This window comes from Stenotrophomonas sp. TWI700, assembly GCF_039673645.1.
GTDB classification, from domain to species: domain Bacteria; phylum Pseudomonadota; class Gammaproteobacteria; order Xanthomonadales; family Xanthomonadaceae; genus Stenotrophomonas; species Stenotrophomonas maltophilia_AA.
In genome coordinates this window covers 64,500-88,058 of the sequence record NZ_JBDJMB010000002.1, presented here as the reverse complement: position 1 = coordinate 88,058, position 23,559 = coordinate 64,500, and the positions used below count along the sequence as shown (strand labels likewise).

Sequence of the window (23,559 nt, the reverse complement as noted above, 5' to 3'; positions counted from 1 at the left end):
TGGCGATAGATGATGTCCGGCCGTCTGTGGTTCTTTAAACGCTGGCGGCCGCGCTCATTGCAGGCGCGCCAGCTGTTGGCCGCCTCGGTGGGCCTGGTGGCCTTCCTGGCCCTGGCCGGCTACGCGCTGGATGCCGCATTCGCCGATACCGCGAAGGCCAACCTGCGTGAGCGGCTGAAGAACTACGCCACCGCGTATGCGGCCGGCATCGATTTCACCCGTGACCGCTCGCTGTACATCCGCGAGCAGCCGCCGGATCCGCGCTTCGACGTCCCGGGCAGCGGCCTCTATCTGCAGGTCGTGATGCCCGACGGCAAGGGCAATTCCATGTCCGCCGAAGGCCCTATGCTGCCGACCGTGGGCGGCGGCATGCTGGCCCCGCGTCAGGAAGTCTTCGAAGGCCCGTTGCCGATGATCCAGATCGACGGCAGCGAGGGCTCGGCCTACCGCTATGGCATGGGCCTGGTCTGGGATGCCGACGCCGACCCGGCCACCGAATTCCCGTACACGATCTACGTGCTCGAAGACTCGCGCGCGCTCGGCGCACAGCTGCGCGTGTTCCGCGGGCGGGTATGGTTCTACCTCGGCGGCATCGGTCTGATCCTGCTGCTGCTGCAGACGGTCATTCTGCAGTGGAGCCTGCGCCCGATGCGGCGCGTGATCAACGAACTGACCAAGGTCCAGCGCGGTGAAACCGAGCGCATGAGCGAACGCCATCCGCGCGAGCTTGAGCCGCTGACCGACAGCATCAACGCCTTCATCGAGAGCGAGCGCGAAAACCTCGAGCGCCAGCGCAACACCCTGGCCGATCTCGCGCACAGCCTGAAGACACCGCTCGCGGTGCTGCGCACGCAGCTCGACAGCGGCGCGCGCGATGAGGATCTGCGCGAAGAATTCGACGTGCAGCTGCGGCGCATGAACAACCTGGTGTCCTACCAGCTGGCGCGCGCGGCGTCGTCCGGCCACAAGCTGTTCTCCGCACCGCTGCCGATCGAGTCCAACGCCGAAGAGATCGTGCGTGGCCTGGAGAAGGTCTACGCCTCCAAGGGCGTGCTGTGCGAGTTCGACATCGATCCGGCCGCGCGTTTCCATGGCGAGCCCGGCGATCTGCAGGAACTGCTCGGCAACCTGCTGGAGAATGCATTCAAGTGGGCCAAGCGCCGCGTGCTGCTGACCGCGCATCCGTTGCCGGCACCGGGTGCGCGTCGCGCCGGCCTGGTGCTGTCGGTGGATGACGATGGCCCGGGCATCGCACCGGAGGACATCGCCAAGGTGCTGCAGCGTGGCGTGCGTGGCGACGAGCGCGTGCAGGGCCACGGCATCGGTCTGTCGATCGTGCAGGATCTGATCAAGGACTACCGCGGCGAGCTGCAGGTGAAGCGGTCGCCGGAGCTGGGTGGTGCACGCTTCGAAGTGAAGTTGCCGCCGGGGCCGTAAAGGCCGTACCGACCAACGGTCGGTACCTACCGATGGCCAGTACCCACCCAAAGTGCATCATCGATCTGTATCGCGCGGCATTCCCACGGGACAGGTAGGCCACGACCGTTGGTCGTGGCGCACGTCACCGCATCAGCCCACGACCGTTGGTCGTGGCGCACCTCACCGCATCAGGGGCGACGGACCATAGAACCGTTGCAGATGCGTGGCCACCGCCGGCATCTCGCATGCCAGCAGCGCCGGTGCGGAGAAGTGGTACTCGCTGACCACCGCGAAGAACTCCTCCGGCGCCTCGGACGCATACGGATCGATCTGCGTTTCCCGACCCTGGTCCACCGCAGCGCAGAACGCGTCATAGGCCTGCTGGAAATCCGCCGCCCACTGTTGCTGCCACGCCCGCGGCAACGGCGGCGTGCCGTCGATCGCCCCGTCCAGCGCATCGATCTTGTGCGCCATCTCATGCACCGCCACGCAGAACCCGGCCTCGGGATCGGCGATGTCGGCCTGGATGTCGGCCCACGACAGGATCAGCGGGCCGCTGTCCCAGGATTCGCCGATCAGCGCATCGTCCCATTCGTGCAGCACGCCCGCGGCATCCACCTGGCTGCGGTGCACGCGGAACGCGTCGGGATAGACGATCAGCTGCGACCAGCCGCGCAGGCCGACCTCACCCAGCTCCAGCAGCGGCAGGCAGCACAACGCGGCCAGCAGCACGCCATCGCCCTCGTCCAGCTGCAGCCCGGCGGCCGGGCTGATGGTTTTCTCGTGCAGGAAGCGCGCGGCGAGGGCGCGCAGGCGTTCGCGGCGGGCAGCATCCAACCGCCGCAGCCAGGCGGCGCGGTGGCAGGTGGTGTCCCAGAGGGTGGGGTCGATCTCGCGTGGCGTGCGGCGCAGCCAGCCCAACAGTCGTTCGATCAGCGGAACATACCCGGCAGGAAGCTGTGCCACTTCGGCGCGCGCAGGCGCGGCAGCACGTCCTCATCGCCGCCGCCGCCGGTGCTGGTCCCGCTGCTCGCGCTGGGCTTGACCGTGGCGGGTGCGGCGGATGCAGATGCCGATGCCGGCGCACTGCGCTCGTTTTCACTGGCCGAATAGACACACGCGCCGCGACCCGCCGGGGTGAGCGCATCGGAAGCATGCGCGGCCAGCGGGGCCATCAGGAGGAGCAGGCAATGGGCGAACGGGCGCATCGTCAACATCCAGCGGCGGGTGAAGTTCCCGATTCTAGCCCGATTCCGCCGGGGGATTGGAAGGCCCCCGGCGGGCGCTGGCGGCGGCTTTCCCGCATACTTTTCCCGTTTACCCGATGGAAGCTGCCGTGGACGACCGCCAACTGCTGGCCAAACTGGGCGCCGGGCGCCTGTCCGGCGACGCGCTGGCGCGCGAACTGGGCCAGACCCGCGCCGCGATTTGGAAGCGGATTCAAGGACTTAGGGCGGCGGGCGTCGATATCGACGGGCGCGCCGGTGACGGCTACCAGTTGCAGCAACCGCTGGATCTGCTGGACGCCGACGCGATCCAGGCCGCGCTGCCGGCCCCGGCCGCAGGCCAGCTCGCCTCCCTGCAGGTGGCCTGGTCGGTTGCGTCAACGAACAGTGAATTGCTGCGCTGCAGCGCGCCGGAGCGCGGGGCGATGGTCCTGCTGGCCGAGCGCCAGACCCGTGGCCGCGGACGCCGCGGACGGGCCTGGGCCTCGCCGCTGGCGGCGCACATCTATCTCTCCGTGCTGCGCGGCTTTGCCGGTGGCCTGTCGCGGTTGGGCGGGCTGAGCCTGGTCGCCGGGGTCGCGGTGGCCGAGGCGCTGCGCGAGGCGGGTTTTCGCGACGTCGCGCTGAAGTGGCCGAATGACCTTGTCGTCGACGGACACAAACTCGGCGGCCTGTTGATCGAGGGCGGCGGTGAGTTCGCCGGGCCCGCGCGTGCGGTGATCGGCCTGGGCGTCAACGTGCGCATGCCCGCCGCGTTCGCCGCGGAGATCACCCAGCCCTGGACCGATCTGGACACGCTGTCCGGCGCACAGACGTCGCGCAACGCCGTGGTCGCACGCATCCTCGCGGTCCTGCTGCCGGCACTGGACGCGTTCGAGCAGGACGGCCTGGCGCCGTTCCTCGCGCGCTATGCCGCGTTGGACAGCCTGGCCGGGCGCGAGGTGCAGGTGGAAGAAGGCGGCGTGCTGTTTGCCGGCACGGCGCTGGGTCTGGCCGACGATGGGGCGCTGCGCGTGCGTATCGACGGCAGTGAACGGGTTTTCCATGCGGGCGAAGTCAGCGTGAGGGCGCAATGAGCAACTGGTTGTTTGATCTGGGCAATTCGCGCTTCAAGTTCGCCCCGCTGCAGGGCGTGCGCGCGGGCGATGTGCAGGCATGGCCGCATGGCGCCGAAGCGATGCCCGCCGCGGCACTGGAGGCGCTGCCGTCGGGTGACACCGCGTATGTCGCCAGCGTCGCAGCGCCCTCGCTGACCGCCGCCATGCTGGATGTGCTGCAGGCGCGCTTCCGCCATGTGCGCGTGGCGCGCACCGAGGCCGAGTACGCCGGAGTGCGGATCGCCTATGCCGATCCCGGCCGCTTCGGCGTGGACCGCTATCTGGCGCTGCTGGCCGTGGCGGCGCGGGGCCAGGCCGTGTTGATCGCCGGCGTGGGCACCGCGCTGACCATCGATCTGCTCGACGCCGATGGCCAGCACCACGGCGGCCGCATCGCGGCCTCGCCGACCACCATGCGCGAAGCACTGCATGCGCGTGCGGTGCAGTTGCCTGCGGCCGGCGGCGAGTACAGCGAGTTCGCCAATGACACCGCCGATGCGCTGGCGTCCGGCTGCGATGGTGCAGCGGTGGCGCTGATCGAACGCAGCCGCGTACAGGGTGGCGAACGGCTCGGCACGCTGCCGCACCTGCTGGTCCACGGGGGCGGTGCACCCGCCCTGCTGCCGCTGCTCGGCGATGCCGAATTCCAGCCTTCGCTGGTGCTCGACGGGCTGGCCCGCTGGGCCGTGCATCAACCGCCGTCGGCAGGCTAGGATCAGCCGATGCTCACCCGTGCCCTGATCGTCGTCCTGGTCATCCTCAACCTCGGTGTCGCGCTGTGGTGGCTGCTGCGCGGCGAACCGGTCAGCGAACCCCCGGCCTCGCCGGTCGGCGTGGCGCAGCTGGAAGTGCTGCCGCCCACGCAGGCGCCCCCCGCTGCGGCGACACCGACGAACAACGCGCCCGCGCTGCAGGACGTGACGCCGGCCCCGGCCCCGGCTGCGGCGCCGGTGGCGCAGCCGCCGGTGACCCCCGAAGTGCCGCCCACCGCCGTGGCTGCCACGCCCGCGCCCACGCCTGCAGCGACCGCGCCCGCTGTTGCGCCTGGTCCCGCCGCCGCCCCGGCGGTCGCCCCACCCGCACCGGTCACGCCGCCGGCCGCGCCTGTCCAATGCGTCAGCCTGGGGCCCTTCGCCGACCGCGCGACGGCCCAGGCCGCCCAGTCCCGCGCCGGGAGTGCCCTGCGCACGGCCCGGCTGCGCGAGGTCGCCGATGCCGGCGCCACCCGTTACCGGGTGCTGCTGCCGCCCGCCGCCAGCCGGGAAGAGGCGCAGGCCACGGTCAAGCGCATCGTTGCGGCCGGGGTGAGCGATTACTACATCATTGCCCAGGGCGAGGAGACCCATGCCATCGCGCTGGGCCAGTACCGCAACCGGGAAGGCGCGGATCGTCGCCTGGCGGCGCTGAGCGCGGCCGGTTTCAAGGCGAAGATGGTCGCCAGCGGGGGCGATGGCAGTGCGCAGTGGTGGCTGGATGCGACCCTGGCAGCGGGTACAGAGGCCGCCGCGGCACGCCAGCGCAGCGGCGCAGCCCAGCAGCGCTCGCTGGAATGCGCGCGCGTGCGCTAGAATCCCGGCTCCGCGACGGGTCGTCCCGCCGCGATGCCGATGCCGGCATAGCTCAGTTGGTAGAGCAACCGCCTTGTAAGCGGTAGGTCCCCAGTTCGAATCCGGGTGCCGGCACCATTGCTGCACGGTCGATGACGGCTGCTGCAGCGCCGCGAGTCGTATCACCTCGCGCTGGCTATGCTGTTCCTCTTTGCAATGGAGGCAACAGCGATGGCGATGTATTCCCCGGTTTCCCTGATTGGCGTGCCCACCGACATCGGGGCGGGCCACCGTGGCGCGGGTCTGGGACCGGACGCCCTGCGCATCGCGGGCCTGGGTGATGCGCTGATCGCGCGGGGCGTGGAGGTGCGCGATCTCGGCAACCTGGACGGTCCGCGCAATCCATGGACGGCACCGGTGCAGGGCTATCGCCATCTCGACGAGGTGGTCGCCTGGAACCGCGCGCTGATGGACGCCACCTACACCGAACTGCAGGCCGGTCGCATGCCGATCATGCTCGGCGGCGACCACTGCCTGGGCATCGGCTCGATCACCGCGGTCGCGCGCTGGTGCCGCGAGCAGGGCAAGGACCTGCGCGTGCTCTGGCTGGACGCGCATTCGGACTTCAACACCAGCGAGGTCACCCCGTCGGGCAATGTGCACGGTATGCCGGTGGCCTGCCTGTGCGGGCTTGGCCCGGATGCGTTGACCCGGCTCGGCGGCGACGCCCCCGCAATCCGCCCGCAGCAGGTGCACCAGATCGGCATCCGCTCGGTGGACCAGGAAGAGAAGCGCCTGATCAAGCAGCACCAGGTCGATGTCTACGACATGCGCTACATCGACGAAGCCGGCATGAAGCGCACCATGGAAGCGGCACTGGCCGGCATCGATGCCAACACCCATCTGCACGTCAGCTTCGACGTGGACTTCCTGGATCCCAGCATCGCGCCGGGTGTGGGCACCACGGTGCCGGGCGGGGTCAACTACCGCGAGGCGCAGCTGGTGATGGAGATGATCGCCGACACCGGGCGCATGGGCTCGCTGGACATCGTCGAGCTGAATCCGCTGCTGGACAACCGCAATGCCACGGCCGAACTGGCGGTGGATCTGGTCGAAAGCCTGTTCGGCAAATCGACGCTGATGCGCGATTGAGAACTTCTGGCTGAACAGCGTTTTCCTGCATTCACATCCGCTGCACGCGGCTCCAGCCAGATTGCACGTCACGCGGCGCCGTGTGTTTCGACCCACGGCACTGCAGGTCAGGAAGGGGAGCTGCGCTGGCGTGCTCTCCTGACAGGCGGGACCGGATTTCGGTATTGAATTTGAACAACCAGGAGAACCCCATGAAGCGTGTTATCGCACTGATGCTGTTGTCGATGTTCTCGGTGGCCATGCTGTCCGGCTGCAACACCGTTGCTGGTGCAGGCAAGGACGTGCAGAAGGCCGGTGAATCGGTCGAAGACGCTGCCAAGGGCAACTGATCCGCGGATCAGCAGTCAACGAAAAAGGCCGGGGATTCCCGGCCTTTTTCATGTCCGCGGGATGACAGTGCGGACGGATTCCGTAGTGAATCATTCAAGCTCGTGAGCATGCGTTTCATCGCCGCTTGACCGTGCGGCAACGCGCGGTGGCGCAATCTGGTCACACGGCGAGATGGCCGTTGCAATCAAGGAAGCGAACCCATGAACAAAGACATCATTTCCGGCAAGTGGACGCAGCTCAAGGGCAAGGCGCAGGCCAAGTGGGGCGACCTGACCGACGACGATTTCAAGGTGGCCGAAGGTAATGCCGAGTACCTTGCGGGACGCCTGCAGGAACGCTATGGCTGGGCACGCGACCGTGCTGAAACCGAAGTCCGCGACTTCGAAGCCGCAATGCGCAAGGATTATCCGGATTACCACTGAGGGGTGATCCGTAGCGACGGCGCTGCCGTCGGGGGTTGAAACCGGAACGGGCCGCGAGAGCGGCCCGTTTTTTCATGCGCTTGGTCCGGGATCAGCGATCGCGGTACGGCGGCGGGTCCGGCACGTATTGGCCGGGGAAGGCCTGCGGCGCGTCGCGCGGCGGCGTGCCCCGCCGTGGAAGGATGCCGCGTGCTCTCAGGTTGCGCTCACTGTCGTAGCGGACCTGCAGCTGCTGTGCTGGATCCGCCGTGGCGCGCTCGAAGGCGGTGTTGCGCACGCGCGATGCCTCGCGCTGGCCATGGCCGGTGCCCAGTTGGGGGGCGCGGGCCGAGGAACCGGTCACGCGTGCGCTCTCCATCGTCGATGCGCGCGCCTGCGGGCGTGCCTTGGCATCGGCCGCGCCGGCCACCGCGGGCGCCGCTTCCCAGGACACCCGCCCGGCTTCGTGGAACACCGCCACCCCGATCACCCCGATGTTGTCCGGGCGCCCGGTACGGGCCGCATAGCTGCGGTCCGGATCGGTGAACACGAACTGGGCGACCTCGTCGGAAGATTTGCGCCAGCCGTGGATATCGGTGGTCTGCCACGGGTTGAGCACATAGCCGGTCTGGCCGGGGGCAGCCACCTCGCCGCTGATGGCATTCAGGCCGTCGACCGAGAGCACCACCAGCACCCGCTCGGCGCTGCCGTTGCGCAGGCGCACGCTGTAGCGATGGCCCTGCTGCCCTGCCACCCAGCGCTCGCTGCCCTGGCGGTACTGGGTGAGGGCCTGGCCGCTGTCGCGGTCGATCACGGTCAGGTGGACGGGCCCGGTGTCGTAGCGCAGAGAGGGCGCCGGCTTGAAGCCGCACAGGGCCAGCACGGCAAGCAGGGGCAGGATCAGGCGTTTCATGGCAGGGCTCCGCAGGGCAGGTGCAGGATCAAACGCACGGGTCGGGCCAACGGGGTCGAGCGCGGGCAGGTAAACTGGGGCGGTTCATCTGTCCGCATTGATTCCCCATGACTACCCGCGTCCTTACCGGCATCACCCCCTCCGGCACGCCCCACCTGGGCAACTACGTCGGCGCCATCCGTCCGGCGATCACCGCCAGCCAGGCCTCGGATATCGAGAGCTTCTTCTTCCTGGCCGACCTGCACAGCCTGATCAAGGCGCAGGAGCCGGAGCGCACCCAGCGCTCCACGCTGGAGATCGCGGCAAGCTGGCTGGCGTGCGGGCTGGATCCGGACAAGGTGTGGTTCTACCGGCAGAGCGACATCCCGGAAACCACCGAGCTGATGTGGTTCCTGACCGTGATCGCCAGCAAGGGCATCCTCAACCGCGCGCATGCCTACAAGGCGGCCGTGGACAAGAACCGCGAGGAGCAGCTGGATGATGACGCCGGGGTCAGCGCGGGATTGTTCATGTACCCGGTGCTGATGGCGGCCGACATCCTGATCTTCAAGGCCAACCGCGTGCCGGTCGGCCGCGACCAGATCCAGCACATCGAGATGGCGCGCGACTTCGCCCAGCGTTTCAACCACGTCTACGGCCAGGAATTCTTCCCGCTGCCGGAGGTGGTGATCGATGAGCAGGTCGCCACGCTGGCGGGCCTGGACGGCCGCAAGATGAGCAAGAGCTATCACAACACCATCCCGCTGTTCGCCCCGCGCGCGGAGCTGAAGAAGCTGGTGTTCGCGATCCTCACCGATTCGCGCGCGCCCGGCGAGCCGAAGAGCACCGAAGGCTCGGCGCTGTTCCAGATGTACCAGGCCTTCGCCACCCCGGAACAGACCGCTGCGTTCGCGCAGGCCTTCGCCGACGGCATCAGCTGGGGCGATGCCAAGCAGCAGCTGTTCGAGCGCATCGACAGCGAGATCACCCCGCTGCGCGAGCGCTATGACGCGCTGATGGCCGAGCCGGAAAAGATCGAGGCGCTGCTGCGCCGTCGTGGCCAGCAACTGCGCGAGCAGTTCGCCGTGCCGCTGCTCAAGGAGCTGCGCCATGCGGTCGGCCTGCGCGATCTGTCCACCGCCGGTGACGTGCCCAGCGAGGAAAGCGACGCCGCGCGCGCTGCGCCGCCGCTGTTCAAGCAGTACCGCGAGAAGGACGGCCGTTTCTACTTCAAGCTGCAGGCCGGTGACGGCACGCCGCTGATCCAGAGCGAAGGCTTCGATTCGCCGCGCGATGCCGGTCAGCTGATCGGCGTGCTCAAGCAGACCGAGCATGGCGACGGGCTGCAGAGCGAGCTGTTCAAGCTCGAGGCCGAGGTCAACGTAGTGCTGGCCGCACTCCAGGCGCTGCGCGGGTAACGCCTGCCGCTGCCCGGCGACCAGGCAATCGCAGCATCACGTAGTGCCGGCCGCTGGCCGGCAACCAGGCGAACGCCCCATCACGCAGGCATCGACCGTGGGTCGATGCAACCGCTATGGCATGATGCCCCTGCACGCCGCAGGGGCGTGTTCCTGCACGGGAGACTGCGATGGCCTGGTTGTCGTTGTTGTTGTTCCTGCCCTGGTTCGTGCTGCTGGGCACGCTGTACTGGCTGTTCCCGCGCCAGCCGCGTGGCACCGCGCGCCGCCTGTTCGATGGCGCCGCGCTGGTCCTCGCCTTCGTGCTGAGCATCGTGGCGATGCTGTGGGGCCACCACATCGGCGTGGTCCAGAACGACGCCGGTCCGATCTGGCGGCAGGTACTGGCGGTGCTTTATGCCTACGGTGCGTTCCTGGCAGTGATGGTCGCTGCGGTGCTGCTGCGCGGACCGCTGCTGGCCGCCACTGCGACCAAAGCCGCATCGAAGCCACTGCACTGATCGACGTAAGATGGGGGCGTTTCGTGCCAGGGATGTGTTGATGCACTCCGACCCCAGCATTCATACGATCGACACCGCGTTCCAGCGCGATGATTTCGACGCAGCCTACCTGATCGTCGAGAACGGCCGGGCGGCCTTCATCGATTGCGGTACCGGCCTGGCCGTGCCCGCGATGCTCGCCGCATTGACGCGCGCCGGCTGCGTGCCGGAACAGGTCGACTGGCTGATCCTGACCCATGTGCACCTGGATCACGCCGGCGGCGCCGGCCTGCTGATGCAGCAATTGCCCAGCGCCACCCTGGTCGTGCACCCGCGCGGCGCGCCGCACATGCTCGATCCGACCCGCCTGGTGGCCGGGGCCACCGAGGTCTATGGCGAAGCCGAGATCGCACGCAGTTATGGCCCGGTGCTGCCGGTGCCCGCCGCGCGCGTGGTGATTGCCGAGGATGGCCACACCGTGGATCTGGCCGGGCGCGCACTGCTGTGCATCGATACCCCCGGACACGCGCGCCATCACCTGTGCGTGTGGGACGCACGCAGCCGCAGCTGGTTCACCGGCGACACCTTCGGGCTGTCCTACCGCGAGCTGGACAGCGCGCAGGGCGCCTTCATCGTGCCGACCTCTTCGCCTGTCCAGTTCGATCCGGAACCGCTGAAGCAGTCGATCGCGAAGATGCTGGCCTACGATCCGCAGGCCATGTACCTGACCCACTACGGGCCCGTGGCACCGCCGCGGAAACTGGCGGCGGATCTCGTCGAGCAGATCGATGCGATGGTCGAGATCGGTCGCCAATGCGATGGTCGCCCGGACCGGCATCGCTGCCTGGTGGCGGCGCTGACCGCGCTGTACCTCGAACGCGCGCAGGCACACGGCTGCCCGCTGGATGACGAAGCGGTGACCCGGGTGCTGGCGATGGATATCGAGCTCAACGCGCAGGGCCTGGCGTGCTGGCTGGATCGCGATCGCCGTTAGTGCACGGTCACGGGGGTGTCACGTTACACTCCGGTGTCCCGTTTTCGTCCTGGTGTCTGCCGTGAATCCGATGCGCATGCTGCTGCTGTCGTCCTGCCTGTTCGTGGGCGGCCTGGCCCACGCCGCCAATGATCTGCCCGGTGGCGGCATCGATCCGCAGGCCCTGTCGCGGCATGTGCGCATCCTGGCTTCGGACGAGTTCGAAGGCCGCGCCCCGGCCACGCCCGGTGAAGAGCGCACGGTCCAGTACCTGATCGAGGAATTCAAGACGTACGGCCTGCAGCCCGGTGGCGTCGACGGCGGTTGGGTGCAGCCGGTGCCGATGGTGCGCGCGCAGGTCGATGGCCCGGTGCGCGCGCAGCTGCGCCAGAAGGGCAAGCAGCGCGCCCTGGCCAATGGCGAGGACGTGACCCTGCAGAGCCTGCGCCCGCAGGATGCGGTGGCGATCAAGAACGCACCGCTGGTGTTCGTCGGCTACGGCATCGATGCGCCCGAGCGCCACTGGAACGATTACAAGGACGTCGACCTGCACGGCAAGATCGCCGTGGTGCTGATCAATGACGCCGATTTCGAGGCCGACCAGCCGGGCGCGTTCGATGGCAAGGCCGTGACCTACTACGGCCGCTGGACCTACAAATTCGAAGAGGCCGCACGCCGCGGTGCGCAGGGCGTGCTGATCGTGCACGAGACCGCGCCGGCCGCGTACGGCTGGGCCACGGTAAAGAGCTCGGGCACCTCGCCGCTGTTCGATATCGAACGCACCCGCGAGCAGGCCCTGGCCCAGCACGTACCGGTGCGCGGCTGGATGCAGCGCAGCCTGGCCGAGCAGCTGTTCCGCGACGCGGGCCTGGATTTCGAGGCCGAGAAGCGCCGCGCCATGACCCCGGCCTTCAAGCCGGTGGCCCTGGGCGATGCGCAGCTCTCGGTCGACTTCAAGCTCAAGCGCGAGCAGGTGATCACCCGCAACGTGGTGGCCAAGCTGCCCGGTGGCGCGCATGCCGATGAAGCGGTGATCTTCTCCGCGCATTGGGACGCGTTCGGTATCGGCCAGCCCGATGCCAAGGGCGACCGCATCCGTCGCGGCGCGATCGACAACGCCACCGGCGTGGCCACCGTGCTGGAGCTGGGCCGCGTCTTCGCTGCCGGCCCGCAGCCGCAGCGCACGCTGTATTTCGTGGCGTTGACCGCGGAAGAGAAGGGCCTGCTCGGCGCCAGCTATTACGCCGCGCACCCGCTCGCCCCGCTCGACAAGACCGCTGCGGTGTTGAACATCGAGATGTTCAGCCCGGATGGCCCGACCCGCGACATCGCCTCGTGGGGCAAGGGCCGGGTCTCGCTGGAAGGAGACCTGGAGCGCGTGGCCAAGGCACGCGGCCGGACCTACTCGCCGGATCCGAACCTGGAAGCCGGCTTCTTCTACCGCGCCGACCATTTCGCCTTCGCCCGCCTCGGCGTGCCGGCGATCACCATCGGCCCGGGGCTGGACATGCGCGAGGGTGGCGTCGAAAAGGGCCGTGAGCTGCGCGATGCGTATTTCGCCGCCTGCTACCACCAGGCCTGCGATGCCTGGACCCCGGGCTGGGACCCGAGCGGCCACGCCGCCGACACCCTGCTGGTCTACGACCTGGGCGCGGAACTGGCCAACAGCCGTCGCTGGCCGCAGTGGGAAGAAGGCTCCGAATTCCGCGCCGAGCGTGAAAAGACCGAGTCCGCGCGCCGCTGATGTAGGGGGGGATTGCGGGATCGCCGCATCCGCCAGCAAAACCAAAGCCCCCTGAGTCAGGGGGCGGCCGCGTAGCGGCGGGGGTCTGGGTGCTGGTAAGAAGGGGCCCGCGGTTTGCGCAGCAAAGCGTGGGGCGTCAGCGCGTATGCGATGGCGCGTCCCCTACTTGCGCGTGCCATCGAGCCAGTTCGGGCCCTTGTTGGTCAGGAAGAACATGTAGACCACCAGCGATACCGCGATGATCGCCGTGACGTACACCGCGAACATGCCGACCTGGCCGGTCTTCAGCGCGCCCTGGTACAGCAGCGGCGCGGTGCCACCGAACAGCGAGTTGGCCATCGCATAGCCGAAGCCCACGCCCAGTGCGCGCACATGGGTGGGGAACAGCTCGGCTTTGACCACGGCGTTGATCGAGGTGTAGCCGGTCAGGATCACGAAGCCGATGCCCAGCACCAGGAAGGCCATGAACGGATCGTGCTGGTTGGGCAGTTCGGTGATCAGGTACCAGCTGTACAGCACGCCGCCGATGCCGAAGAACACCAGCAGGCTCTTGCGCCCGACCATGTCCGACAGCCAGCCGCCGATCGGCTGCAGCACCATCAGGAAGGTCAGCACGCCGAGGTTGATCATCGTGCCGGTCATGACGTCATCGCCCGCGAACGCGCTCTGGATCATCTTCGGCCCGTTGACCGAATAGGTATAGAACGCGACGGTGCCGCCAGCGGTGATCAGGAAGCACAGCAGCAGCGGACGCCACTGGTTGACGAACAGCTCACGCATCGAGCCGGAGGCCTTGGCGCGGCCATCGCGTGCGGCTTCGATGGAATCGGTCTGCAGCGATTCGTCCATGCTCCGGCGCAGCCAGAACACCACGATCGCGGCGATACCGCCGATGCCGAACGCCACGCGCCAGCCCCATGCGGAAATCTCCGGCTTGTCCCAGAAGGTCAGCATGCCCAGCAGGGTCAACTGCGCCAGCACGTGGCCGCCGACCAGGGTGACGTAGTGGAACGAGGACAGGAAGCCGCGCCGGCCGGGGATGGCGGCCTCGGACATGTAGGTCGCACTGGTGCCGTACTCACCCCCGGTCGCGAAGCCCTGCAGGAGGCGCGCGAACAGCAGGATCACCGCCGCCCAGATGCCGATCTGCGAGGCGGTCGGGGTGATCGCGATCAGGAACGAACAGGCGGCCATCACCGTGACCGACACCGTCAGCGCCAGCCGTCGGCCGTAGCGGTCGGCGAAGCGGCCGAAGTACCACGCGCCGATCGGGCGCATCAGGAAGGTGGCGGCGAAGATCGCCCACACATACATCGTGGAGTTCTTGTCGGCGGCCGAGAAGAACTGGGATTCGAAGTACACCGCGAAGACCGAGTAGACGTAGACGTCATACCACTCGACCAGGTTGCCGGCCGAGCCTTTGAGGGTGTTGGAGATGGAGCGCCGCAGGGCGGCCCGTTCGGGGTGTGCCGCGGTGGCGGGGACGGAAGTGCTCATGCAGGGTAGGGGTCCTGGCTGGGAAGCGTTGATGGCTCTTGTTACCTTACCGCACGTCAAAAACGGGTGCGTGTCAGGCATCACGCGGCGGTCCGGTGAAATCAGCGTGCCAGCACAAGGGGTGCCGCGCCATCGGCAACGGCCTAGAATCCGGGTTCCCCCGCACCGTGGTGGCCCATGGCCGTCCTACCCGAATCCCCGTCGGCCGCTCCCCGCAGCGGCCTGATCGTCCTGGCGCTGCTGCTGGTGTACGTGGTCTGGGGGTCCACCTATCTCGGGATCCGGCTGGCCTTGGAGGGCGGCGCGCTGCCGCTGACGATGGTCTCCGGCGGCCGGTTCATCATCGCCGGCTCGCTGATGTACGCCGTGCTGCGCTGGCGTGGCTCGCCCGCGCCGACCCGGCGCCAGTGGCGCAACCTGGCGATCATGGGCCTGACCATGCTGGTGCTGGGCAACGGCATGGTGGTGCTGGCCGAGCGCACGGTGTCCTCGGGCCTGGCCGCGACCGCCGTGGCCTCGGTGCCGCTGTGGATGGCCCTGTTCGGCGCGATGCGCGGGCAGAACGCCAGCCGCGGCGAGTGGCTGGGCATTGCGATCGGCTTCCTCGGCGTGGTCTGGCTCAACGCCGGCAGCAGCCTGACCGCCTCGCCGCAGGGCCTGATCCTGCTGCTGATCGCGCCGATCGGCTGGGCCTTCGGCTCGATCTGGGCACGCGGCCTGGACCTGCCCAGCCCGTTCATGACCGCCGCCGGGCAGATGCTCTGCGGTGGCGCGATGCTGATCGTGCTCGGCCTGCTCAGCGGCGAACGCCCGACCACGTGGCCCAGCATGAATGGGCTGCTGGCGGTGGCCTACCTGTGCATGTTCGGCTCGATCGTCGCCTTCACCGCGTACGTGTGGCTGCTGCACAACGTGCGCCCGGCGCTGGTGGCCAGCTATGCCTACGTCAATCCGGTGATCGCGGTGATCCTGGGCGTGATCATCGGCAACGAGCATTTCGGCGGGCGTGACCTGCTGGCAATGGCGGTGATCCTGGCCGGCGTGGTGGTGCTGACCCTGGCCCGGACGCGCGCGAAGTGAGCCTGCCTGCGCAACACAGCCTGCAGGAGCAGCGCCGCGGCTTCGCGATCACCGCCTTCACCTTCACCCTGTGGGGCCTGGTGCCGGTCTACTGGCACCTGCTCAAGGCGGTGCCGTCGCAGCAGATCATCGCGCACCGCATCATCTGGAGCACGGTGCTGGTGGTGGCCTGGCTGCTGCTGAGCAGCGGGATGGGCTGGTGGAAGGCCATCGCCGCCCAGCCGCGCGCGCTGCCGACGCTGGCACTGAGCAGCGTGGCGATCGCGTTCAACTGGGGCCTGTACATCTGGGCGATCAATGCCGGTCACGTGATCGAGACCAGCCTGGGGTACTTCATCAACCCCCTGGTGAGCGTGGTGCTCGGCGTGGTGGTCTTAAAAGAGCGCCTGCGCCGCCTGCAGTGGCTCGCGGTGGGCTGCGCGGCCCTCGGGGTGGCATGGCTGACCGTCGATGCGGGAACGCCGCCCTGGATCGCGCTGGGGCTGGCCTGTTCGTTCGGTCTGTACGGGCTGCTGCGCAAGATGATCTCGGTGGATCCGGTGGCCGGCCTTGGGATGGAGAGTCTGTATCTGTTCCTGCCGGCGATCGGGTTCGCGCTGTGGAGCGAGAACGGGCACGGCGGGGCGTTCTTCAGTGGCTGGGGCTGGCGCAACGATGCGCTGTTGATCTTCGGTGGTGCGGTGACGGCGTTGCCGTTGATCGGGTTTGCGTACGGGGTAAAGCGGATTCCGCTGTCGCTGGTCGGGATCCTGCAGTACATCGCGCCGAGTATCGGGCTGCTGTTGGGCGTGTTCTTTTTCCGCGAGCCGTTCGATACGGCGAAGGCGGTGGGTTTCGCCGCGATCTGGACCGGGCTGCTGCTGTTCATCGGCGACGGTGTTTGGCGGTCGCGGGTTGGTGGTTTGAAAGGCTGAAAAGCCTTGAAGCGTTTTGAAGCCTTGGGCTGCGGGGATGGCTGGCTGGGCAGGGTGTGGGTGGGTGCGCGGGACCCGCCGTGAACCCATCCATGGGGGCTCATATGCCGCCATCCATGGCGGCATATGGTCCCGCGCACCCACCCACACCCCGCCTCCGACAGTTGGCTGGGGGCCTAGGTAAAGCCAAGGGCGGTCTGGCACTGCGGCGCCATTTCTGCAGCGCCGAGCGGCGTATTGATTCGGTGGGGCAACGCCGGTGGAAGCTCAGCCAAGACAGCGCGCAGGCAGCAGGGTTGAGCGAGCTGTAGCCAGGCGGAGGCTTGTTGAACAGGCCGACTAAAGGTCAGTAGAGCTAAGCCAAACCAATCAACGCAGGGCTCATCAACGCCGAGCAGATCAAAGCAGAGCAGAGCAGATCAAAGCAGAGCACAGCAGAGCAGATCAAAAGCCCCAGCCGCGGTGCCGCTTTCCCATTGCGCACCAGCCCACTGTCAAAGGGTGGGCACGGGTGGGTTGGCGGGACCATATGCCGCCATGGATGGCGGCATATGAGCTTACATGGACGTACTTGCAGCGGGTCCCGACAACCCACCCGTGCCCGCCCAAGCCAGGGCTAGCCCAGCACTAAAGGCTGTTGCTCTAAAGGCTGTTGCTCTAAAGGCTGTTGCTCTAAAAGCCAGAGCTCCAGAAGCCATCGCTCAAAAACGGCAGCGCAAAAAAAAGACGGCGCCCGAAGGCGCCGTCTTACTTCCACTCAGCGGCTTGGAGAGAGTAAGCCGCAGATCAGAAAGGGTTGATCAGGCGAACCCGATCAGAAACGCTGCTGGTACTTCATGTACATGTAACGGCCGATATCGAACCCACCGTAGTACGTGAAGCTGCTGTTCGGCTGGCTGTACATGATCGGACCCTGATGGTCGAACACATTGTTCACGCCCATCGACACCGTGCCATTCCACGGCAGCACATAACGCACCTGGACATCGTGGAACGTGTTCGAACCCACCTTGTTGATGCCCTGCTGGCCCGTATAGGCCGAGCTGAAGCCCGGATTGCTGCACTCCGTCGTGTAAGCGCAGTTCTCCTTCATGCTGGAGTAGTAACGCGCCGTCCAGCCCAGGCCGAAGTTGCCGTACTGATAATCCAGATTGAGGTTCGAACGCACGCGGAAGTTGCCTTCCCAGCCCGTGTACTGACGCACCGGGGTGGTGTCGACGTTGTCGTTCTTGCGCTCCAGGTAATCCACGTACGTGGTGTTCCAGGAGACCGCGAACTTGCCGATCGCCAGCTCCGGCAGACGGTAGCGGACCGACAGGTCATAGCCGGCCGTTTCCTGGTAGCCCGCGTTCAACAGCGTGCGGTCCAGACCGTTGACCTGGCCGAGGGTGCGGCCCGATTTGGCACGCGTGAAGCGGTCGCACGCAGCGTCCACGCCCAGCACGTAGCACTGGTTGAGCATGTCCGTGGCCGACTCACCGACGATCACGTCGTTGATGCGGATCTTCCACCAGTCCAGGCTCAGGTCCAGGCCCGATACGAACTCCGGGCTGTAGACCACGCCCACGGTCCAGGTCTTGGCGGTTTCCGGCTTAAGTGCAGCGTTGGAGCCCGAGCTGAAGTCCGTGCCGCCCTGCTGGCCCGGTACCGTCGCGGCGGTGCCGTCAGCGGCGAGCTGGCGGAAGTTGGCCGGGACACCGTTGGCCAGGCAGCGCGCCAGGACCTGCGGGTTGTTGGCGGCCGCGCCGAAGGTGGTGTCGCACGGATCGGTGTACGAGTCACGCGTGCTGGTGGTGCCGCCGTACAGATCTTCCACGGTCGGTGCACGGAAGCCGGTGCCGTAGGTGGCGCGCACCAGCAGGCTGTCGATCGGCTTCCACTTCAGGCCGAACTTGGTGTTCGTGGTCGAGCCGAAGTTGTTGTAGTCCGAGTAGCGACCGGCCATGTCCAGCGACAGTTCGCGGGCGAAGGCCATGTCGGCCAGCAGCGGGACCTGCAGTTCCAGGTAGACCTCGTTGAGCGAGTAGTCGCCCTGGGTCGGCTGGCCGGTGGTGCCGGCGATCTGGCCCTGCTGGACCATCAGGTCCGGCGAGTAGCTGGCTTCTTCGCTGCGGTGCTCGACACCCAGTGCACCCAGGATGTCACCGGCCGGCAGGCTGAACAGCGAGCCGGAGATGTTCGCGCTGGCCACCTTGGTGGTGCTCTGCATCTTGTCGGTGAAGCGGGTGAACAGGAAGTCCTGCACATCCTGGTTGCTCATCGAGCCCGGGCCGGTGTAACCCATCGGGGCCAGCGGGTTCCACGGGGTGCAGCCGGCGATCACGTTGCCGACGCTGCCGCAATGGGCAATGCCCTGGCCATCGATGAACGACGGGCCCACGGCCTGGTTCACGTTCGGCTGGTACATGCTGCCCGTGCCGATGCGCTCGCCTTCATTGCGGTTGTACATGTAGCTGACGTTCCAGTCCCAGTAACGCGAACCGGTGTCGAAGCTGCCTTCCAGGCCCAGGCTGGCGCGCTTGGTGGTCAGGTTGTTCTCGGTGCCGCGCGGCAGTTCTTCGGTGCGGTGCGCGAACGCCACGTCACGGCCGAACGGGTTGAACGCGCTGTCCTTGGACAGCAGCGCACGCGAACCGGTGCTCTGGTACGGGTAACCGGCCAGCTGCTTGCTCGACTCGCGCTCGCTGTACAGCGCATCGGCGACCAGGCGCAGGTCATCGGTGATCGAGAAGCCACCGTTGGCGAACACCGACTTGCGCTGCAGACCGGTGAGCAGGCTCATGTTGGTCTTGGTGTTGGCATCGTTGGCCTTGTCGGCCGGCGCGAAGTTGCCCAGCTGGGTCGGATCGCCGCCCGGACCCACGCTGAGGTTCTTGCCATCCACGGTCGCGTAGCCCCACGGGGTGACGCCGCTCAGGCCGTCGGCAGTGTGGCGCGGGCCGTTCGGGTAGGCGGTGAACTCACGCTCGCCACCCAGGACCGGATCTTCGTCGGTGTACTCGCCACCCACGGTGACCCAGCCGCGGTCGAAGGTCTTGCCGAAGGTCGCGCTGTAGGCGGTCTTCTGGCCGTCGCCTTCGCTGTACTGGCCGACGTAGGCGCTGACTTCCGCGCCGTCGAAGTTCTTGCGGGTGATGATGTTGACCACGCCGGCGATGGCGTCCGAGCCGTACAGGGCCGAGGCACCGTCGGTCAGCACTTCCACGCGTTCCACGATCGAGGACGGGATCGAGGCCAGATCGGAGTAACCGCCGGCGCTGACGCCCATGCGGCGGCCATCGATCAGCACCAGGCTGCGTTCCGGGCCGAGGTTGCGCAGGCTCACGTACATGCCGCCGAAGTCGCGACCGGATTCCAGCGAGGAGGCACGGCTCATGCTCGGCGAACCGGCGGCGGTGACGTCCTGCAGGATGTCGGCGACGTTGACGTAGCCCTTCTTCTCGATCTCGGCGCGGTTCAGCGCGACGACCGGCTGGGCGGACTCGACGCTGGCCTGGCGGATGCGCGAGCCGGTGATCTCGATGCGATCAAGGTTGGTGGTGCCGTCATCGGCACTCTGTGCGAAGGCGGGGGCACTGCAGCTGGCGACAAGCGCGATGGCGATCGCGTTGCGCAGCGGATTGGTCTTCAAATACATCCGTGCGTTTCTCTTTCTCTGTAAAAACATTCGCCCGTTCGGGCGGCGTGGGGAACAACACACCACGACGTGGGGGGCGGGAGTCTAATGACTTTTCAAAATTTTTACTTTCATTTGAAAGCGTGAAAAGCGCTTTAAATGAACGATGGCTGACAAATCCACGCATTCAGACGAAACCTTTTTCACATCGTCATGCAGCGCGAGGAAAACAGCACCCTCGCGGTGGGCCGAGGCAGCAATAGCGGCGACCCGCGAGGCAACTTGAGTGCGTGCGGCGTGTCGTCGCAGCGCGCGTACAGCTGCGCGATCGCCAGCTAAACGTGCAGTGAACACGCGCGCACAAAAAAAGAACCGCACTCTTGCAAGTGCGGTTCCAGGCTTGGTATTTCGCGTGCGCGATCACGCGCACGCGCGTTGTTCAAACGTATCGCTCAGGTCTCGCGCAATGCCGTGGTGATCGGCAGCCGCGCCGCGCGCAGTGCCGGGAACAGGCCGCCGACCAGGCCGATGCCGAGTGCCCACTTCAGGCCCGTCCACAGCAGCTGCGGGGACACCTGGAACTGGAACACCACCTGGCTGAAGTTGTTGCCCAGCGTGGACACGGTGTAGTTGTTGAACACCAGCCACGCCACCAGCCCACCGAGCAGACCGCCGAGCAGGGCCAGCAGCATCGTCTCCAGCATCACCGCCGTCACCACCGGCACACCGCGGAATCCGATCGCGCGCATGGTGGCGATCTCACGCGCGCGCGTGGCCACGGCCGCATACATCGTGTTGAGCGCACCGAACACCGCGCCGATCGCCATGATCGCGCCGATCACCGTGCCCAGGATGCTGATCAGCTTGCTCAGGCCGCCGGATTGCTTGCGGTAGTAGTCGCGGGTGGTCTCGACATCCAGTTTCAGGCGCGGGTCGGCCTCCATGGCGGCCTTGAACTGCTGGAAGCCTGCCGCCCCTTCGGTACGCACGTTGACTGACTGGTAGGCACTGCGGTTGTAGGTGGTCGACAGCGTCTGGGTGTCCGACCACAGCTCCGACTCGTGCACATCGTTGGAGGCGAACACGCCCACCACCGTCCATTCCTGCTTGCCCAGCTGCAGGGTCTTGCCGATCTCCAGGCCCTCGAACTGCGCCTGGGCGCCCTTGCCGACCACGATCTCGCGCAGGCCGGGTTTGAACCTGCGGCCGGCGATGATGCGCACGTTGTCGCGCACCGCCCACGCCTGCTCGCCGACGCCGCGGAACTGCACGTTGGTATCGCTGTGGTCGCTGCGCGAGAGCAGGCTGATCACCTGCGACAGCTCGGCGGAGATCAGCGGCTTGCCGTCGCTGCCGCGGGCCACGCCGGGCAGGTTCTCGATCAGCGGGACCTGGTCGCGCATGATCACCGAGTTGGTTTCCGCCTGCGAGCCACCGCGCAGCACGATCGCCACGTCATCGCTGCCGCTGCGCTCCAGGGTGGCCTTGAAGCCATCGCCCATCGCCAGCATGGCCACCAGCACCCCGACCACCCCGGCGATGCCGACCACGATCACCGAGGAGGCACCCCAGCGCTGCGGCAGGCTGGCGATACCGATACGCGCGGCCGCCAGCGACAGCCGACCACTGCGGGTGAGCACCAGCCAAGCGGCCAACAGCACCGCGATCGCCAGCACCATCCACCACGGCAGCACGATCCACACCACCAGGGCAACCAGCAGCGCCACCACGGTCAGTACGTTCCACATCCATTGTTTGTTCATGGTGGTCTCCTCAGCGCCCGGCCAGTGCATCGACGATCTTCAACCGCTGCGCGCGCAATGCCGGCAGCAGGCCCACCACGATCCCGATCACCGCCATCAGGCCCAGCGCCATCACCCACGTCTGTGCCGGCACGCCGGGCAGGCTGATCATGCCCTGGCTGCTGGCGCTGATCACCGGCATCACGATCGAGGCCAGGCCCATGCCGATCAGCCCACCGAGCACGATCAGCAGCACCGACTCGACCATCACCAGCACCAGCACCGTGCCGTCCTTGAAGCCCAGCGTTTTGAGGATCGCCAGCTCCGGGATGCGCTCGCGCACTGCCTGGGCCATGGTGTTGCCGGTCAGCAGCACCAGGGTGAAGAACACCGCCGCCATGATGCCGGTGACGATCAGGCCGATATCGGCGAACTGCTTGGCGAAGGCCTGCGAGAACGAGGCTTCGGTCTGCGACTTGGTTTCGTGGTCGGAGTTCAGCGACAGCGCGTCGATCGCCTGGGCAACGCGTGAGGCATGCGCCGGGGTGTCCAGCTGCACGGTGTAGAAGCTGACCTGGTTCTTGATGTAATCGTTGGACTCGTCGAAGTAGCTCCAGTGCAGCAGCAGCTGATTCTCCGCGCCGGCGTTGTTGCGGTCCTTGGCGCGGTAGATGCCACTCAGCTCCAGCGGCCAGTCGTTGCTGCCCTTGCGCGGGAAGATCGTGGCCTGCATCGGAATGGTGTCGCCGACCTTCCAGCCGAAGCGCTTGGCCAGCGCTTCACCGACCAGCGCGCCGGAGCGGGTGTTCTTGAACGCCTCGGCCTGCTCGGGCGGCAGCTCGAACTCGGGGTAGAGGTCCATGTAGTTGTCCGAGACCGAGAAGCTCGGGAAGAAGTTCTTCTGGTCCTGGTAGATGCCGCCGAACCACATCGCGTAATTGACCTTGCGCACCCCCGGCGTGGCTTCGATGTCGCGCAGCAGCCGCAACGGCAGGCTCTGGGTGATCGACAGCTTGGAGGACACCACCAGCCGCTTGGCGCCTTCGATGGTGTCACCCCCGGAGTTGAAGGCCACCCGGACCGAATCGAGCATGCCGAACAGCAGGAAGGCCGCCACCACCGACAGCAAGGTCAGCAGGGTACGGGTCTTGCTGCGGAACAGCTGTGCCCAGACCAGCGAGAAGTATTTCATCGCCGCATCCTCCGTCAGTGGGCCGCTGGCACGTCGGCCAGTTCGCCCTTGTCCAGGTGCACCGTGTGCGTGGCGTACTCGGCGGCCTTGGGATCATGGGTGACCATGATGATGGTCTTGCCGTGTTCGCGGTTGAGCTGCTGCAGCAGCCCCAGGATCTCCTCGGCGGACTGCCGGTCCAGGTCGCCGGTGGGCTCATCGCAGATCAGGAAGGTGGGGTCGGAGACGATCGCGCGGGCGATCGCCACGCGCTGCTGCTGGCCGCCGGAGAGTTCGTTCGGGCGGTGGCTGCGGCGGTCGGCCAGGCCGACCAGGGTCAGCGCGATCTCGGCGTTGCGCTTGCGCTGCGCCGCGCCCAGGTGCGTGAGCAGCAGCGGCAGCTCCACGTTCTTCTGTGCGGTCAGCATCGGCATCAGGTTGTAGAACTGGAACACGAAGCCGACGTGGTGGCTGCGCCAGGTCGAGAGCTGGCCACCGCTCATGCGGTCGATGCGCTCGCCTTCGATCTCGATCTCGCCCGCGGTGGGCGTGTCCAGCCCGCCGATCAGGTTGAGCAGGGTGGTCTTGCCCGAACCGGACGGGCCCATCAACGCGACGAAATCGCCCGACTGGATGTCCAGATCAATGCCGTGCAGCACCTGCACTTTCTCGGGGCCGCGCTGGTAGGTCTTGGTGATGTTGCGGAGCGAAACCAGGGTGGACATGGGTGGTTCTCCGTGGATCAGTGAGAAAAGGCATGCGGCGCGCCCGGGCGAAGGCCGCCGGGTTCCGCGGTGACGGCCAGCCGCCACCGTGCGCGCCGTGACGGCACGAGGGAGTCGCACTTGCTGCGAGCGTGGG

General features: G+C 67.2%; 22 protein-coding genes and 1 tRNA gene. 14 read left to right on the top strand and 9 right to left on the bottom strand.

Annotation, left to right across the window (positions count from 1 at the left end; all coding sequences use genetic code 11):
* Positions 1-12: 12 nt before the first annotated feature.
* Positions 13-1,437, top strand: a complete 1,425-nt coding sequence (locus ABE473_RS02210) for a sensor histidine kinase (protein ID WP_070474511.1) — start codon at positions 13-15, stop codon at positions 1,435-1,437.
* Positions 1,438-1,599: 162 nt separating this feature from the next.
* Here ABE473_RS02210 and ABE473_RS02205 read toward each other — a convergent pair whose 3' ends face one another.
* On the bottom strand, positions 1,600-2,385 hold the full coding sequence (locus ABE473_RS02205) for a M90 family metallopeptidase (protein WP_346488337.1): 786 nt from the start codon (positions 2,383-2,385) through the stop codon (positions 1,600-1,602).
* On the bottom strand, positions 2,352-2,627 hold the full coding sequence (locus ABE473_RS02200) for a hypothetical protein (RefSeq protein ID WP_346488336.1): 276 nt from the start codon (positions 2,625-2,627) through the stop codon (positions 2,352-2,354). The genes ABE473_RS02205 and ABE473_RS02200 overlap by 34 nt, the downstream gene beginning before the upstream one ends.
* Positions 2,628-2,755: 128 nt before the next feature.
* On the opposite strand from ABE473_RS02200, the gene birA reads away from it, so the two are divergent.
* The 7 genes from birA to ABE473_RS02165 all read left to right on the top strand — a co-directional run bounded on the left by birA (position 2,756) and on the right by ABE473_RS02165 (position 7,193).
* Positions 2,756-3,721 carry a bifunctional biotin--[acetyl-CoA-carboxylase] ligase/biotin operon repressor BirA gene (gene birA / locus ABE473_RS02195; protein WP_346488335.1) on the top strand — a complete coding sequence of 322 codons (966 nt, stop codon included), beginning with the start codon at positions 2,756-2,758 and terminating at the stop codon, positions 3,719-3,721.
* Positions 3,718-4,455, top strand: a complete 738-nt coding sequence (locus ABE473_RS02190; protein WP_346488334.1) for a type III pantothenate kinase — start codon at positions 3,718-3,720, stop codon at positions 4,453-4,455. Before birA ends, ABE473_RS02190 begins: the two co-directional genes overlap by 4 nt.
* Before the next feature lie 9 nt (positions 4,456-4,464).
* A complete protein-coding gene (locus ABE473_RS02185; protein ID WP_346488333.1) occupies positions 4,465-5,310 on the top strand; it encodes an SPOR domain-containing protein in 846 nt (281 codons plus the stop codon).
* A 41-nt stretch (positions 5,311-5,351) separates the two neighbouring features.
* Positions 5,352-5,427, top strand: a tRNA-Thr gene (locus ABE473_RS02180).
* Positions 5,428-5,520: 93 nt separating this feature from the next.
* Positions 5,521-6,441 (top strand): arginase, encoded by a 921-nt coding sequence (gene rocF, locus ABE473_RS02175; protein WP_179460470.1) that lies wholly within the window; start codon positions 5,521-5,523, stop codon positions 6,439-6,441.
* A 191-nt stretch (positions 6,442-6,632) separates the two neighbouring features.
* Positions 6,633-6,770, top strand: a complete 138-nt coding sequence (locus ABE473_RS02170; RefSeq protein WP_123731139.1) for an entericidin A/B family lipoprotein — start codon at positions 6,633-6,635, stop codon at positions 6,768-6,770.
* A gap of 201 nt (positions 6,771-6,971) precedes the next feature.
* Positions 6,972-7,193: a CsbD family protein gene (locus ABE473_RS02165; RefSeq protein WP_019185523.1), complete on the top strand. Its 222-nt coding sequence runs from the start codon at positions 6,972-6,974 to the stop codon at positions 7,191-7,193.
* 91 nt (positions 7,194-7,284) lie between these two features.
* Here the strand turns inward: ABE473_RS02165 and ABE473_RS02160 are convergent, their stop codons facing one another.
* Entirely contained in the window at positions 7,285-8,085 is an 801-nt protein-coding gene (locus tag ABE473_RS02160) for a hypothetical protein (protein ID WP_346488332.1), read from the bottom strand.
* Positions 8,086-8,192: 107 nt separating this feature from the next.
* On the opposite strand from ABE473_RS02160, the gene ABE473_RS02155 reads away from it, so the two are divergent.
* The 4 genes from ABE473_RS02155 (at position 8,193) to ABE473_RS02140 (ending at position 12,678) form a co-directional block, all read left to right on the top strand.
* A complete protein-coding gene (locus ABE473_RS02155; protein WP_346488331.1) occupies positions 8,193-9,482 on the top strand; it encodes a tryptophan--tRNA ligase in 1,290 nt (429 codons plus the stop codon).
* A 170-nt stretch (positions 9,483-9,652) separates the two neighbouring features.
* A complete protein-coding gene (locus ABE473_RS02150; protein ID WP_179460467.1) occupies positions 9,653-9,982 on the top strand; it encodes a hypothetical protein in 330 nt (109 codons plus the stop codon).
* Positions 9,983-10,022: 40 nt separating this feature from the next.
* Positions 10,023-10,955, top strand: coding sequence for an MBL fold metallo-hydrolase (locus ABE473_RS02145; protein ID WP_346488330.1), 933 nt, complete (start codon positions 10,023-10,025; stop codon positions 10,953-10,955).
* A gap of 70 nt (positions 10,956-11,025) precedes the next feature.
* A complete protein-coding gene (locus ABE473_RS02140; RefSeq protein WP_346488515.1) occupies positions 11,026-12,678 on the top strand; it encodes a M28 family metallopeptidase in 1,653 nt (550 codons plus the stop codon).
* 162 nt (positions 12,679-12,840) lie between these two features.
* Here the strand turns inward: ABE473_RS02140 and ABE473_RS02135 are convergent, their stop codons facing one another.
* Positions 12,841-14,175: an MFS transporter gene (locus ABE473_RS02135; RefSeq protein ID WP_176990148.1), complete on the bottom strand. Its 1,335-nt coding sequence runs from the start codon at positions 14,173-14,175 to the stop codon at positions 12,841-12,843.
* Between the two features lie 177 nt (positions 14,176-14,352).
* Here ABE473_RS02135 and yedA point away from each other — a divergent pair, with 177 nt between their 5' ends.
* The gene (yedA, locus tag ABE473_RS02130) at positions 14,353-15,255 is read left to right on the top strand and encodes a drug/metabolite exporter YedA (protein WP_346488329.1); all 903 of its coding nucleotides are present in this window, start codon (positions 14,353-14,355) and stop codon (positions 15,253-15,255) included.
* Positions 15,252-16,169, top strand: coding sequence for an EamA family transporter RarD (rarD, locus tag ABE473_RS02125; protein WP_346488328.1), 918 nt, complete (start codon positions 15,252-15,254; stop codon positions 16,167-16,169). The genes yedA and rarD overlap by 4 nt, the downstream gene beginning before the upstream one ends.
* Before the next feature lie 814 nt (positions 16,170-16,983).
* Here rarD and ABE473_RS02120 read toward each other — a convergent pair.
* The 5 genes from ABE473_RS02120 to ABE473_RS02100 all read right to left on the bottom strand — a co-directional run bounded on the left by ABE473_RS02120 (position 16,984) and on the right by ABE473_RS02100 (position 23,423).
* Positions 16,984-19,806, bottom strand: a complete 2,823-nt coding sequence (locus ABE473_RS02120; protein WP_346488327.1) for a TonB-dependent receptor — start codon at positions 19,804-19,806, stop codon at positions 16,984-16,986.
* 84 nt (positions 19,807-19,890) lie between these two features.
* On the bottom strand, positions 19,891-20,139 hold the full coding sequence (locus ABE473_RS02115; protein ID WP_346488326.1) for a hypothetical protein: 249 nt from the start codon (positions 20,137-20,139) through the stop codon (positions 19,891-19,893).
* A 98-nt stretch (positions 20,140-20,237) separates the two neighbouring features.
* A complete protein-coding gene (locus ABE473_RS02110; protein WP_346488325.1) occupies positions 20,238-21,548 on the bottom strand; it encodes an ABC transporter permease in 1,311 nt (436 codons plus the stop codon).
* A gap of 10 nt (positions 21,549-21,558) precedes the next feature.
* A complete protein-coding gene (locus tag ABE473_RS02105) occupies positions 21,559-22,719 on the bottom strand; it encodes an FtsX-like permease family protein (RefSeq protein WP_346488324.1) in 1,161 nt (386 codons plus the stop codon).
* Between the two features lie 14 nt (positions 22,720-22,733).
* Complete coding sequence (locus ABE473_RS02100) at positions 22,734-23,423, bottom strand: ABC transporter ATP-binding protein (RefSeq protein ID WP_179460460.1); 690 nt, start codon at positions 23,421-23,423, stop codon at positions 22,734-22,736.
* Positions 23,424-23,559: the final 136 nt, after the last annotated feature.